General features: G+C 39.2%; 13 protein-coding genes and 1 pseudogene. 10 read left to right on the forward strand and 4 right to left on the reverse strand.

All coding sequences use genetic code 11. The features are described 5' to 3' along the window. Positions 1-3 precede the first annotated feature (3 nt). The 5 genes and pseudogenes from nuoM (at position 4) to B9T30_RS16505 (ending at position 4,966) form a co-directional block, all read left to right on the forward strand. Positions 4-1,611 carry an NADH-quinone oxidoreductase subunit M gene (gene nuoM, locus B9T30_RS11325; RefSeq protein ID WP_171259158.1) on the forward strand — a complete coding sequence of 536 codons (1,608 nt, stop codon included), beginning with the start codon at positions 4-6 and terminating at the stop codon, positions 1,609-1,611. A 2-nt stretch (positions 1,612-1,613) separates the two neighbouring features. Further along, the gene (gene nuoN, locus B9T30_RS11330) at positions 1,614-3,107 is read left to right on the forward strand and encodes an NADH-quinone oxidoreductase subunit NuoN (protein WP_086185081.1); all 1,494 of its coding nucleotides are present in this window, start codon (positions 1,614-1,616) and stop codon (positions 3,105-3,107) included. A 123-nt stretch (positions 3,108-3,230) separates the two neighbouring features. Then, a complete protein-coding gene (gene upp / locus B9T30_RS11335; RefSeq protein WP_004651045.1) occupies positions 3,231-3,866 on the forward strand; it encodes a uracil phosphoribosyltransferase in 636 nt (211 codons plus the stop codon). 85 nt (positions 3,867-3,951) lie between these two features. Then, positions 3,952-4,248 carry a cold shock domain-containing protein gene (locus B9T30_RS11340; protein ID WP_086185082.1) on the forward strand — a complete coding sequence of 99 codons (297 nt, stop codon included), beginning with the start codon at positions 3,952-3,954 and terminating at the stop codon, positions 4,246-4,248. A gap of 123 nt (positions 4,249-4,371) precedes the next feature. Next, positions 4,372-4,966, forward strand: a pseudogene (locus B9T30_RS16505) (cold shock domain-containing protein). 370 nt (positions 4,967-5,336) lie between these two features. Here B9T30_RS16505 and gigC read toward each other — a convergent pair. Beyond that, complete coding sequence (gene gigC, locus B9T30_RS11350; RefSeq protein WP_086185083.1) at positions 5,337-6,221, reverse strand: LysR family transcriptional regulator GigC; 885 nt, start codon at positions 6,219-6,221, stop codon at positions 5,337-5,339. A gap of 85 nt (positions 6,222-6,306) precedes the next feature. Between gigC and B9T30_RS11355 the strand changes: the two genes are divergently transcribed. Continuing rightward, on the forward strand, positions 6,307-7,068 hold the full coding sequence (locus tag B9T30_RS11355; protein WP_086185084.1) for a ferredoxin--NADP reductase: 762 nt from the start codon (positions 6,307-6,309) through the stop codon (positions 7,066-7,068). Positions 7,069-7,458: 390 nt separating this feature from the next. Here B9T30_RS11355 and B9T30_RS11360 read toward each other — a convergent pair whose 3' ends face one another. Next, the gene (locus B9T30_RS11360) at positions 7,459-7,881 is read right to left on the reverse strand and encodes a hypothetical protein (RefSeq protein ID WP_034697336.1); all 423 of its coding nucleotides are present in this window, start codon (positions 7,879-7,881) and stop codon (positions 7,459-7,461) included. A 307-nt stretch (positions 7,882-8,188) separates the two neighbouring features. Here B9T30_RS11360 and B9T30_RS11365 point away from each other — a divergent pair, with 307 nt between their 5' ends. The 4 genes from B9T30_RS11365 (at position 8,189) to B9T30_RS16510 (ending at position 10,913) form a co-directional block, all read left to right on the forward strand. Then, entirely contained in the window at positions 8,189-8,437 is a 249-nt protein-coding gene (locus B9T30_RS11365) for a hypothetical protein (RefSeq protein WP_086185085.1), read from the forward strand. Positions 8,438-8,669: 232 nt separating this feature from the next. After that, positions 8,670-10,367 (forward strand): mechanosensitive ion channel, encoded by a 1,698-nt coding sequence (locus B9T30_RS11370; protein WP_086185086.1) that lies wholly within the window; start codon positions 8,670-8,672, stop codon positions 10,365-10,367. A 74-nt stretch (positions 10,368-10,441) separates the two neighbouring features. After that, the gene (locus B9T30_RS11375) at positions 10,442-10,627 is read left to right on the forward strand and encodes a hypothetical protein (protein ID WP_086185087.1); all 186 of its coding nucleotides are present in this window, start codon (positions 10,442-10,444) and stop codon (positions 10,625-10,627) included. Between the two features lie 130 nt (positions 10,628-10,757). Beyond that, positions 10,758-10,913: a hypothetical protein gene (locus B9T30_RS16510; protein ID WP_171264161.1), complete on the forward strand. Its 156-nt coding sequence runs from the start codon at positions 10,758-10,760 to the stop codon at positions 10,911-10,913. Positions 10,914-10,924: 11 nt separating this feature from the next. Here the strand turns inward: B9T30_RS16510 and B9T30_RS11380 are convergent, their stop codons facing one another. Together B9T30_RS11380 and B9T30_RS11385 are read right to left on the reverse strand one after the other, a co-directional pair. After that, complete coding sequence (locus B9T30_RS11380) at positions 10,925-12,124, reverse strand: NAD(P)/FAD-dependent oxidoreductase (protein ID WP_086185088.1); 1,200 nt, start codon at positions 12,122-12,124, stop codon at positions 10,925-10,927. A gap of 66 nt (positions 12,125-12,190) precedes the next feature. After that, on the reverse strand, positions 12,191-13,060 hold the full coding sequence (locus B9T30_RS11385; RefSeq protein WP_086185089.1) for a 1-aminocyclopropane-1-carboxylate deaminase/D-cysteine desulfhydrase: 870 nt from the start codon (positions 13,058-13,060) through the stop codon (positions 12,191-12,193). Between the last annotated feature and the right edge of the window lie 79 nt (positions 13,061-13,139).

Here is a 13,139-nt window from a genome sequence, read left to right on the forward strand (position 1 = left end):
GAAATCACAAACAATTGGATTTTACCCGCGCTGATCCTCGTACCGTTCATTGCAGGTTTTATTTGCTGGTTGGTTGATAAATTTGACCAGTATTTACCACGCTATATCGCATTATTCGGTATGCTCATTACTTTGGGCTTAACGATCGCGCTTTGGCAAACAGGTACATTTACGTATGAATTAGGCGCTAAAGTTCCGACTTGGTCTGCCGAATTCATGGTGCCTTGGATTCAAACTCTCGGCATTAACATTCACTTAGCGGTGGATGGTCTTTCACTGCTTATGGTTGGCTTGACTGCATTACTGGGTGTACTTGCAGTAGGTTGTTCATGGGGTGAAATTCAAAAGAATGTTGGCTTCTTCCACCTGAACCTTTTATGGTCTTTAGGTGGGGTGATCGGTGTATTCTTAGCAATTGATTTGTTCTTGTTCTTCTTCTTCTGGGAGATGATGCTAGTACCAATCTATTTCTTGATTGCACTTTGGGGTCATAAAGGCGCAGATGGTAAATCTCGTGTTTATGCTGCAACCAAATTCTTTATCTATACCCAAGTCGCGGGTTTAATCATGCTGATCGGTATCCTAGGCCTTGTGGTTTACGGTTACATGATGACAGGCATGATTGGATTCGATTACAACTACTTGTTAGGTGTGGCGAATACGCTTGATGCGCAATTACCATCAGTGGCCTATGCCTTGATGATTTGTATGTTTATTGGTTTCGCTGTGAAACTTCCAGTGTTTCCATTGCATGGTTGGTTACCAGATGCACATGCTCAAGCACCAACAGCCGGTTCTGTTGACTTAGCGGGTATCTTGATTAAGACCGCTGCATACGGTTTACTGCGTTTTGTTATTCCGTTCTTCCCAGCGGCTTCTGCACAATTTGCAGACATCGCGATCATCTTAGGTTTAATTGGTGTTTTCTACGGTGCTTGGTGTGCTTTCCAACAAACCGATATGAAACGCTTACTTGCTTATACTTCTATTTCGCACATGGGCTTTGTTTTACTTGCGCTTTACGCAGGTAATATTCTGACGTTCCAAGGCTTAATGATTATGATGTTGGCACATGGTTTATCCTCTGCTGCGTTGTTCATTATGTGTGGTCAAGTGTACGAGCGTTTACATACACGTGACTTGCGTCAAATGGGTGGTATTCGTGGTCAATTCCAATACCTTTCATTCTTCCTCATGTTCTTTGTCGCTGCGCTTGTTGGTATTCCAGGCTTAGGTAACTTTATTGGTGAATTCCTCATACTTATGGGTTCATTCGGTAAATTCCCGACCTTTACTATTTTGGCTGCAATCAGCTTAGTCTTAGCAGGTCTTTATGGCTTAATCCTAATTCATAAAGCATTGTTTGGTACGCCAAATGAAGAGCAAAAACAGCATTATACAAATCCATTGAAAGACTTAAATGCACGTGAAATTGTTATTTTGCTCATTTGTGCGTTTGGTCTACTTTGGCTTGGTATTTTCCCACAAAGCTTCCTTGATATTTCAAATTCAAGCATGGCGTGGTTGGCAAATAGCTATATCCCAGTTCAAGAGACGGTTGAGGTTGTACAACAAGCAACCACTCAACTCGAAAATGTGGAGATCCAATAAGCATGAACTTCACAATGTCATTTTCTGAACTTATGCCATTAGCTCCTGTGATGATCGTAGCTTTAACTGCGGTCGTTGTGATGATTCTTACGTCAATTAAACGTAACCACGATTTAATTGCAACAGCATCTGTGGTTGGCTTAAACCTTGCTGCGGCCTACATTTTGTTGGCCATGTTCGGTGGTGCTTTTGCACCAGCGAACGTGATGGGCATGTTTATGGTCGATCCATTTAGCTTGCTTTATCAATTGGTGATTTTAGTTGCGGCACTTGCTTGCTGTACGTTGTCGCATGCTTATATTGAAAGCTATAACGATAACCGTGAAGAACTTTACATCTTAATGTTGTGTTCGGTTGCGGGTGCGATGTTAATGGTTTCAAGCTCTCACTATGCATCATTCTTCATTAGCCTTGAGTTAATGTCGATTCCTGTATACGGTTTGTTGGCATATACGCATCAACGTTCGCAATCTTTAGAAGCGGGCATTAAATACCTTGTTCTTTCAGCCACTGCTTCGGCAATGTTGTTGATGGGCATGGCATATATCTATGCTTATACGGGTTCGTTGTCTTTCTATGACAATGTTCAAGCACTAATGCAAGCGATTCACCAGCCAATGGTGGTTTTAGGTTTAGGCTTAATCATCTTTGCTGTAGCATTTAAATTATCGCTTGCGCCATTTCATAAATGGACACCAGACGTTTATGCAGGTGCACCAGCGCCAATCGCAACATTCCTTGCGACTGCGGCTAAAGTGGCAACCATTGGTTTGTTTGTACGTTATTTATTAACGTCAGGTGCAATCTTGGTTGATTCTATCGTAACCATCATTACGATTCTTGCGGTGCTTTCAATTTTGGTGGGTAACTTCCTTGCAGTACGTCAAGTCAACTTGAAACGTATTTTGGGTTACTCTTCAATTGCACACTTTGGTTATTTGTTGATTGGTTTAATCAGCATGACTTATGCAAGCCTTGGTAACGTAACGGTATATGTCATTACTTATGTGCTTACAACGCTTGGTGCTTTCGGTGCGGTAGCCTTAATGTCGAGTCCGTATAACAATGCGGATGAAGCACAAAGTTTAGCGGATTACCGTGGTTTGTTCTGGCGTCGTCCAGTACTGACTGCAACCTTGACTGTGATGATGTTGTCTCTTGCAGGTATTCCATTGACTGCCGGCTTCATTGGTAAGTTCTTGGTGGTGATGGCTGCGGTTACAACGCAACATTGGTTCCTTGCTGCAATGATTGTGGTGGGTTCAGGTATTGGTTTGTACTATTACCTTCGTGTAATGATTGTGATGTACATGACTGCACCAGAAATACCACGTATTGATGCTGATAAACATTGGGGTCAAAAAGTGGGTGGTATTATGGTACTTGCTGCGGCATTAGCGGTATTGGTGATCGGTATTTATCCAGATCCAATCATTAAGTTAGCGCTTCAAGCAGAAATTTTATCTCCATTACATTTCATGCTTTCGCAACAGTAATCTAAAAAAACGATTATTTTTTACTAAAAAGCTTCCTTACTTAGGGGGCTTTTTAGTTTATAAGCACTATAAAAAACATTTATACTAGGATAAATTTTTATTTCATCTTTTAGGTGTTCTCCCGTGGCTATTCATGAAATCCGACATCCGCTTATTCGCCATAAACTTGGTTTGTTACGCCGTGCAGACATTAGTACAAAAAATTTCCGCGAGTTAGCACAAGAAGTCACGATGCTTCTGACTTACGAAGCCACCAAAGATTTACCCGTATGTGACCATGAAATTGATGGTTGGAATGGTAAAGTGACTGTAGACCGCATTGTGGGTAAAAAGATTACTGTTGTACCCATTTTACGTGCCGGTATTGGTATGTTGGATGGTTTTTTAAACCTGATTCCAAGCGCAAAAGTCTCTGTATTGGGTTTAGAGCGCGACGAAAAAACATTAGAAGCACGTACTTATTATAAAAAATTAGTGCCTGATGTTCAAAACCGTCTGGCGATGATTATTGACCCAATGTTAGCAACAGGTTCATCACTGGTTGCCGCGATTGACGTATTAAAAGCAAGTGGCTGTAAAGATATTCGTGTGATGGTATTGGTTGCTGCACCCGAAGGGATTAAACGTGTTGAGACTGCACATCCTGATGTGATTATCTTTACTGCATCGATTGATGATGGTTTGAATGAACATGGTTATATCGTTCCAGGTCTGGGTGATGCTGGCGATAAAATCTTTGGTTCAGTTCAAAAAGACTAATTTTTGAATTTGATCAAAAAGGGGGCTTTTAAAGCCTCTTTTTTATATACTGTCCTAATAGCGTTTACAGATTAGAGTAAAGTTCATGAAATTAGAATATAGATTCGGCAAAGTATTCAAATACAATCCTGAAAAAGGATTCGGTTTTATTTCAATGGCAGGCGAAGATATATTTTTCCATATCTCAGATTTCGCCACTGCCACAGAGGTTGAGCCAAAACGCAATGAAAAAGTAAAATTTGTGCTTGAAGAAAATGGCGAGAAGTTGAAAGCTACACGTATTGAGCGTGTTGATCCAAATCCAGCTAAAACTAAACAGAAAAAAATATTGGAACACAATGAAGCCATTTCAACAGCATTGTTATCAAACTTCAAACGTTGATTAAATAAATTTTCGTCATCTAAGTGTTTTATTTAGATGCTTGAAATACTCATTAAAAAGTGCCATTAAGGTGCTTTTTTTATTACAATTCTCGACATAAGATTTAAACATTAAGAGTGACTTATGTTTGTTGAGGGGAAAATCAAAACCTATAATGAAGAACGCGGTTTTGGTTTTATCGAGATTGAAGGGCAGAGAAAAGATTTATTTTTTCATATTAAAGATTTTCCCAATCAAAGTGTTGAACCTAGAATAGGGGGAGAACTTAAAGTTTAGCATTGTGGAAGAGGGTGGAAAACTCAAAGCTGATCAGATTGTTCGTTTAGAGTTTAAAATTGAGTCGGTTACGCATACGCCGCAAAGTCGAGCTCAAGCTAATCGTTCACATCGAGATCGTTCAAAGGCTAAACAAGCAAAGCCGGTTAGCGGATTATTCACGACGATCATTGGTTTCGTAATCATCGTGGGTTTAGCGTATATGGTGTATGGTAAATATCAGCGTTGGCATCTTGCTCAACAGCCTGCTATTGCTCCTGCACAGACCATAGTTACACAGCCTATTGATTCAAATCCGAATGGTTATCGTTGTGATGGTCGAATCCATTGTGGTCAAATGAACTCTAGAGAAGAAGCCCGTTGGTTTGTAAGTAATTGTCCAGGAACAAAAATGGATGGTAATAATGATGTAGAGCCTTGTGAAAATGATTCACGTTGGTAATTCTTAAAATGTAAAAAAGCGCCATCTAGGTGATGCCAGTCAGTTAAGAAATTGACTGGCATTTTATTTTTTAAATTCATGATTTTATTCGATACGCAGAAATGTCATCCGCAACTGTTCGAGGCAAACCTATTTTAAAAAAGTAAGGTTTCTGTGATTTATTAATCAACAAAAGGGATTTGGCGAGTTTTGCGGATGACAAATGCCTTTGATTACTTTGGGCTTATCCAAAGTAATAGATGAGCTCCAAGTATTTGATTTAAAAAATATAAGACTCCGTCATGAACAACTAAAAATTAAGGATTTTATTTCTAAAATCCTTAACTGACTGGCATTAGCCATCTAGGCACTTTTTTACAATCATAATTTCTTATTTTTCACAGAATTTCATAAAAGCTTTTAACCCCGGCCCTTGATACTTTTGACGATGAACTAGCATAAATAAAGGACGGGTCAGTTGCCAGAAAGGTGTCTCTAAAATCACCAACTGACCTTTTTCAAGTAAAGGTTCAATGGCGAGTTTAGAAATACAGGACATGCCAATCCCACCTGCGACAATTTTCAGAATCGCTTCATTATGACCAAGAGTCAAACGGATATTGGCATCGGGTAAATCTTTTAGAATCGCATTATCAAAAACTTCACGTGTACCTGAACCTTCTTCCCGTAAAATCCACTGTATAACAACAGATTCAAAGTCAGCAGGGGTCAGTGGACGTCCGAGTTGTGCCAGTGGATGATTGGGTGAACAACACACTGCAAGTTCATCATCGCGCCAGTGAATACACTGCAACTGCGGTAAATGGCATGAACCTTCAATCAGTGCTAAATCCAACTGGAATTGATTTACCGCTTCAATCATTTGGCGAGTATTGCCGACTTGAAGTTGCAAATGTGCTTGTGGTTGAACCTGTAAGAAGTCTGCCATGAGATCAGGCATTAGGTAATCACTGATGGTCAGTGTGGCACCCAGTCTTAAGTCAATACTTTGTAACTCGCCTTTGGCTGCCTGTTCGAATGCATCACAACGACCTAAAATTTCTAATGCTTGTGGCAATAGATAACGACCTAAATCATTCAATTGTAGACGCTTACCTAAGCGGTCAAACAGTGGAGCACCTAAGCCATCTTCTAAGTCTGCTAAAGCCATACTTGCGGCACTTTGAGTGAGTTTTACGGCATCACTGGCTTTGGTTACTGTGCCTTCTTGGGCGACTGCTACAAAAACAGCCAACTGGCGTAAAGTCATGCGCATGAATAGAGCCTTAACATTTAAAAAATATTAATAAATTATGTTGGCATGCTACCATGAGCGCAGTCTTTCATGCCACGTTGAAATCATGTCAATTGAAAAATTTAGCTTAGAAAAAGTCTTATCTGTACATCGTTGGACCAATACCTTATTCAGTTTTACCCTGACACGACCTGCACATTTTAAATTTACCGCAGGGCAGTTTGCGCGTATTGGTTTAAAAGTGGGAGATGAACTGGTGGTTCGGGCTTATTCCGTGGTGTCATCACCTTTCGATGAAACCTTGGAATTCTTTTCAATTGTAGTGCCTGATGGTGCATTTACCTCGAATTTACAGCACTTACAGGTTGGCGATGAACTGTACCTAGAAAAAATTCCATATGGATTTTTAACACTGACACGTTATCAATTGCCTTTACCGCATGATTTATGGTTATTGGCAACGGGGACAGGTTTAGCACCTTTTATTTCTATGCTGCAAGATTTTGACACGTGGTCAAAATATAAAAAAATCAATCTGGTTTATAGTGTCCGTACTGCATCCGAACTGGCTTATGCAACACGTATTGAGGAAATTGCAGCAACTTTTGGTGAAGGGCATAGTGGCTTTAAATTTGTGCCAATTATCACCCGTGATCCCAATGCAGCATTACATGATCGCCTACCTGTGCTGATTGAAAATGGTGAATTAGAAAAAGCAGTTGGATTACAATTCAATACCGAAAGCAGTCATGTGATGCTGTGTGGTAATCCGCAAATGGTGGAGGACACCAAAGAAGCCTTGAAAGCTCGTGGTTTAATTATGAATCGACGTGGTGAAGGTAATATTGCGGTTGAAAATTATTGGTAAAAATTCTGACCTAAAAAATCCCTCTAATGGTGTAATGCCAGTCAGTTAAGGGTTTTAGAAATAAAGTCCTTAGTTGTTCATGACGGAGTCTTATATTTTTTAAATCAAAAACTTGGAGCTCATCTATTACTTTGGATAAGCCCAAATGAGAAGCAGAGCTTCGCAAGAAAGGCATCTTGCGGCGCAGTGCGCCTCACCGCAAAACTCGCCAAATACCTTTTATTGATTAATAAATCGCAGAAACCTTACTTTTTAAAATAGTTTTGCCTCGAACAGTTGCGGATGACGTTTCCGCGTGTCGAATAACATTATGAATTTAAAAAATAAAATGCCAGTCAGTTAAGAAACTGACTGGCATTACTCTAATAGTGAGGGATTTTTTATTCATTTTTAATGCACGAACATATCGATATATTCACGAATTTCTTGAATGGCAGTTTCGACATCGGCTGTGAGCCATGTTGGTTCAAATAGCCCTGAATAATGCTCAAGACGATCTTGCGGGACAACCAAACGAATTGGACATTCTTCTTCTAATAAGCGCCAAGGAATGATTGGCACTTCATTGTCTAAAAAGGGTGCAATATTACGAATATCAATTACCATTGCATTGATGCATTCGGGAAAAGGCATCACTGAAAATTCTTCAGTACGGCGGCGAAAATATTCCAAGTCACCCCATTTGAGTACATAGCTTGGTTTGTTAAATTCAATAATACCAATTAGATGTTCATCACGAGTGTAATGCAAGCAACATTGATGAGTGACATCAGTGTCCAAATCAAGCGTTACAGATTGTTGACGATACGCCATAAAGTTAAGCAGCATGAAAAACAAGGTGCATAATTATAGCTCATTTTCGCTTTTTCAGCAGCAAAAGCATTGTTCATCTTTATTCCTTATAAAAGATCAGCCTTTGCGTGATTTATTTTTCTTGGCGTAGAGTTTGAAACTGTTTTTGAATATTCTTTTTAAACGCGATGAGGGGTTATGTTTTTTGGATAACTTTAGAAATTTACATGTACTCACCATCTCACTATGCTTTTATACACAACAGCGCAATAATTATTGTTAGCATAAAATTACGAGGGAGAATATTTAAAAATAGAGGGGAAAACTTATGACACATGATTTTAATAAACCACCTCATGTCATTAGTGCAGAAGAAAAAACGCACAAGAAAAGAGTACCTGTATATATTTTAATTCTTATTGGTATTTTCTTTATTGCATTACTTGCCTATATGTTTGCAGATAGAGCGCCATCAGCCACTGATGCAGCTCCTAATCCTTCAGCTCAGCCAGCAACACCAAACAATACAACCACAGGTATGTCAGGTAGCGATAAAGATAGCGCAAAAGGCTATTAACTGACTGGCAATTTAATTTAGCTTTTTACTCAAGCCCTAGTCTGCAAAGACTGGGGTTTTTTGCAATCTAATGTGCCATTTTGTTGTATTTGTGATGGTTAGTGTTGCTTAAAAAACAAGCAAAACCTAATGTATTTTGAATTGCATCATTTTAGGCTGAGTTCACTCAAGAGAACAGCATGATTTATACACAGTAAAACTTCAATAAGTAATAACAAGAGGAAATGACAACATGAATGAGTATTTTTCTGGAGCTCCTAGAGGCGCAGAGTTTGATGCCATGTACTATTGGAATCAATTTCATCCCATTTTAGCGGCTGTTGCTATTTTATTGATTGGTTGGATTGTTGCACTTGTTATTGCAGCAGGTGTTAAGAAAGTTTTAGAAAAATTGGGAACAAATCAAAAGCTTTCTACTGCCACTGGGCATCGTTCCAATATAGAAAGTATTGTCTCACGTGTGGTGTTTTGGCTGGTGATGATCATTGCCGTGATTGGTGCATTAAATGTGCTGAATCTCACCAGTGTCAGTGGGCCATTTAGTAATATGATTCAACAGTTCTTGCTCTTTATTCCTCAACTTTTAGCTGCTTTGGCTGTTGGGTTTATTGGCTGGATTGTGGCAAATTTAGTCAAAGTGGGCTTGCAAAAGCTACTTGATCGAACACAACTGGATGAAAAACTCAGTGCGGATGTGGGTGTTAGTCCAATTAGCCAAAATATTAGCAATATTGTGTATTGGCTGATTTTGTTGTTATTCCTTCCGATTGTTTTATCTATTTTAGGTCTAAATGGATTGTTGTTCCCAATCCAAAATATGCTTAATGAAATGGTTTCATTTTTACCCAATATCTTTATTGCTGCTGTTATTGTTTTTGTGGGTTATATCTTGGCAAAAATTGTACGCGGTATTATTGAGGGTTTGGTCAATAGTTTAAATTTACAACAACAAGCACAGAAAATTGGTCTATTTAAAAACTCCAATTTGCCGCAAGTACTTGGTTCATTTGTCTTTGCAATGGTCATTATTACGGCATTGATTATTGCGTTTGAAACTTTAGGCATAGAAGCCATTTCTCAACCCGCTACAGCGATGTTGTATGAAATTATGAATGCGATACCGCATATTATTGCGGCAGGGCTAATTTTAATTTTGGCTTATGTGGTTTCACGTTTTGTTGCCAATTTGGTGGTCGAAGTGATCTCTGGAACAGGTGTCGATGAAATACCTGCTAAGTTAGATGTGCAGCGCTTTTTAGGCATGACCAAAGTGTCTTGCATAGTCGGTTACTTGATTGTCTTCTTTACCATGCTGTTTGCTGTTTCTGAAGCAGCAAACCGACTGGGCTTTGAACAAGTCAGTGGATTGATTTCCATGTTTATCCAATTCGGTGCCGATATTTTATTGGGTGCTGTCATTTTATTGGTCGGTTTCTGGCTTGCCAATCTGGTGGCGAAAGTCATTGGGCGCGGTGAGTATAATAGTTCACGTTGGTTAGCCAATTTAGTGCGTATACTGATTATGGGCTTAGTGGTGGCGATGGGCTTACGTGCCATGGGTATTGCAGACTCTATTGTCAATTTGGCATTTGGTTTAACACTAGGCGCAGTTGCAGTTGCATTTGCTCTGGCTTTTGGTTTGGGTGGTCGTCAACCTGCGGAGCGTTTACTGTCAGAGTTAATGGATAAAGCCAAAAAGCAAGCCTGCAAACCAAATCCGTTACATGATTCATCCAAACCAGAGGAACACATAGCCTCTTTGACTGAACAAGTTGATTCAAGCGTAATGGCAGATGAATATCAAAGTACAGATGTCCCTGTCACCGAAGTTGATGTTGATCCAGCCCATAAACCCTTAAATAAACCTTTTGGCTCTACAGGAGAGGCAGAAGCAGATGTTGACCTTCATCCCAAAGATGATCTGAAATAACCGTTAAATTTTGCTCGGGATCGATCACCGTGATGTGGTCGATCTTTGATTTCATGCTTAATGAGGAAAGGGTGATGTTAAAAAAACAACCGAATAAATTTATAGCACCAATTGTCATTGCAGGAATTACAGCAGGATTCTTGATTAGTGCATATAAATTTGTATTTGCCAAACCTAAGCAAATAATGGATCAGATAGAACATGATTATTCAGTAAATAAATCACCAGATACGAAAGATGAAAAAATAATGAATAAATGATTGTTTTTTTAATTTTTTATGCTATTTATAAATGACTATTTCATAAAAAATAAACATTTAGATTAATGTGAATGAAATATTTATAAATCATACTCGGATGAATGATTAGCAATAATAAAGGGGAAATATTATGTTATTGAATAAAGTTTTAAAGACATTTTCGATGATGCTAGATGCCAATAAATCTTCTAATGCAGCAGAAGCAATGGTTAAAATGGAGATCACCATTGCTCGCTTACAGCAGGCTAAACAGGTCGATTTATTGCGTACTGATTATTTAGAATAATTCAGTAGTGATTAAACATATTGCGATGCGGCATGTGCAGACGACCATGCCCATTGAAAATTAAACCCGCCTAAATGTCCTGAAACATCTAAAATTTCACCAACAAAGTACAAGCCTTTTTGCTTCTTACTTTCCATAGTTTTAGAGGATACTTCTGTGGTATCCACACCGCCCAAAGTCACTTCCGCAGTACGATAGCCTTCAGTTCCTGATGGTTTGACCTCAAAAGCATGTAAACGATTGGCAATTTGTTCTAATTTATCATCGCTCAAATTACCAATTGAAGTTTCAGCAGATTCAGCCCAAATTAAGGTTTGTAATTCTAAAACGACACTTTTCGGTAAATGTTCAATCAATAATGTACGCAACAAAACTTTCGGTTGGCTTTGTTTCTTCGCTTTAAAAAAGTCGAGTAAATCCAGATAAGGCAGGAAGTTGATTTTAAAGCTTTGACCGACATCCCAATAGTTCGAAAGTTGTAAAGAACTTGGCCCACTTAAACCACGATGGGTAAATAACAAGGCTTCGGTAAAGCTGTTTAAGTCATTCGATAAGGTTGCATCGACGGCATTGCCACTTAAACGCGTGGTGACTTCTTTAAACTGATCGGAAAAGGTAAAAGGCACTAAGCCAGCACGAGTCTGGTGTATATGATGCCCAAATTGTTTAGCGATGTCATAACCAATGCCTGAACCGCCTAAGGTCGGAACAGATAAACCACCTGATGCAACCACTACTGATTCAGTTTGAAAATGACCGAGTGTGGTTGCGACTTGAAAACCTTGATTAGCAATTGAGTTCACCGCTTTTACTTCACAACTGGTTTTAATTTCGACTAAGCCTGTTTTATCGCATTCAGCTAACAGCATGGTTAAAATTTCTTTGGCACCATTTAGAGTAAAGAGCTGACCATGTTTGCGTTCTTCGTATGCAATAGTATGTTGGCAGACCAAAGCAATAAAGTCCCAATTGGTATAGCGTGTGAGGGCAGAAATCACAAAATGTGGATTATGTGAAATAAAATTTTCAGGTTCGACATACAGGTTGGTGAAGTTACATTTACCCCCACCAGACATCAGAATTTTTTTACCCACTTTATTGGCTTTTTCAAGTACCAAAACTTTACGACCACGTTCGGCAGCCATATAAGCAGTCATCAAACCTGACGCACCTGCACCTAAAACAATGACATCATATTGATTTGAAGACATGAAAAACTCACGGGAGATAAAAGCAGGGCATTATAGACAATTTTGCGCTCAATTTCAGGTTTGATCTTACTTGAGGGCTTTACCTTGTAAACCGCCACTATGAATGATCAGAATTCTTGTATTTGGGGGGAAATATTTTTTTTGAATTAAATCGAAAATCCCGTAGAGCATTTTTCCGGTATAGACCTGTTCCAAAGGAATAGCAAAATCCTGTTCAAATTTTTCGATAAATTGCATCAGTTCCGTTGGTGCTTTGGCATAACCGCCAAAACAATAATCATCCATGATGTTCCAGTTTTTCTTGACCGTATACTGGGCAACCTCATGGGATAAAAAATCCCCTTTTAATGCAGAAAAACCCAAAATAGTTTGATGGGCTGCACTTGCTTCAATCAGACCTGAAATCGTGCCACCAGTCCCAACCGCACAGCAAATCACATCATAATTTTGTCGATCATGTTCGCTTAATATTTCCTGACAGCCTTGGATTGCAAGCGCATTGGTGCCACCTTCAGGAATAATATAGTGCTCGGGGAACTGTTGTTTTAATGCTGACAAATATTCAGGCTGATCTTTGTGTCGATACTGCTGGCGCGAGATAAAATGCAGTTGCATGCCGAAGTGTTGTGCCGTGCTTAATGTTGGATTAAGGACTTTATCACTCAGTTCTTCACCGCGAATGATCCCGACACTTTTTAGACCAAATAAATGTGCTGCATAGGCGGTGGCAGCAATATGATTGGAATAAGCACCACCAAAGGTTAATACGTTATCAAAGCCTTGTTGTTGTGCTTCCAGAACGTTGTATTTCAGTTTAAAAAATTTATTGCCCGAAATTTGCGGATGAATTTGATCCAGCCGTTTAATGCTCAGACTGACGGAGGCATCCAGCGGTAATTTTTGATAAGCAATGGTTTGGGCAATACTGTCAAACATAGATGAATCTAAATCAATAAGTTCCACAGCATTGTACCCGTAGTTTTAGAAGCTAATAAAATTAAAGCTGTAAAATTAG

Origin of the sequence: Acinetobacter sp. ANC 4973, from assembly GCF_002135275.1 — a bacterium.
GTDB lineage: Bacteria > Pseudomonadota > Gammaproteobacteria > Pseudomonadales > Moraxellaceae > Acinetobacter > Acinetobacter kyonggiensis.

What these genes read in the sequence shown, in the direction of transcription:
- gigC (WP_086185083.1), bottom strand. Translation starts at nt 6,221, where the DNA reads ATGCGCATGACTTTACGCCAGTTGGCTGTTTTTGTAGCAGTCGCCCAA.
- B9T30_RS11380 (WP_086185088.1), bottom strand. Translation starts at nt 12,124, where the DNA reads ATGTCTTCAAATCAATATGATGTCATTGTTTTAGGTGCAGGTGCGTCA.
- B9T30_RS11360 (WP_034697336.1), bottom strand. Translation starts at nt 7,881, where the DNA reads ATGGCGTATCGTCAACAATCTGTAACGCTTGATTTGGACACTGATGTC.
- B9T30_RS11355 (WP_086185084.1), top strand. Translation starts at nt 6,307, where the DNA reads ATGTCAATTGAAAAATTTAGCTTAGAAAAAGTCTTATCTGTACATCGT.
- B9T30_RS11370 (WP_086185086.1), top strand. Translation starts at nt 8,670, where the DNA reads ATGAATGAGTATTTTTCTGGAGCTCCTAGAGGCGCAGAGTTTGATGCC.
- nuoN (WP_086185081.1), top strand. Translation starts at nt 1,614, where the DNA reads ATGAACTTCACAATGTCATTTTCTGAACTTATGCCATTAGCTCCTGTG.
- B9T30_RS11385 (WP_086185089.1), bottom strand. Translation starts at nt 13,060, where the DNA reads ATGTTTGACAGTATTGCCCAAACCATTGCTTATCAAAAATTACCGCTG.
- B9T30_RS16510 (WP_171264161.1), top strand. Translation starts at nt 10,758, where the DNA reads ATGTTATTGAATAAAGTTTTAAAGACATTTTCGATGATGCTAGATGCC.
- B9T30_RS11375 (WP_086185087.1), top strand. Translation starts at nt 10,442, where the DNA reads ATGTTAAAAAAACAACCGAATAAATTTATAGCACCAATTGTCATTGCA.
- B9T30_RS11340 (WP_086185082.1), top strand. Translation starts at nt 3,952, where the DNA reads ATGAAATTAGAATATAGATTCGGCAAAGTATTCAAATACAATCCTGAA.
- B9T30_RS11365 (WP_086185085.1), top strand. Translation starts at nt 8,189, where the DNA reads ATGACACATGATTTTAATAAACCACCTCATGTCATTAGTGCAGAAGAA.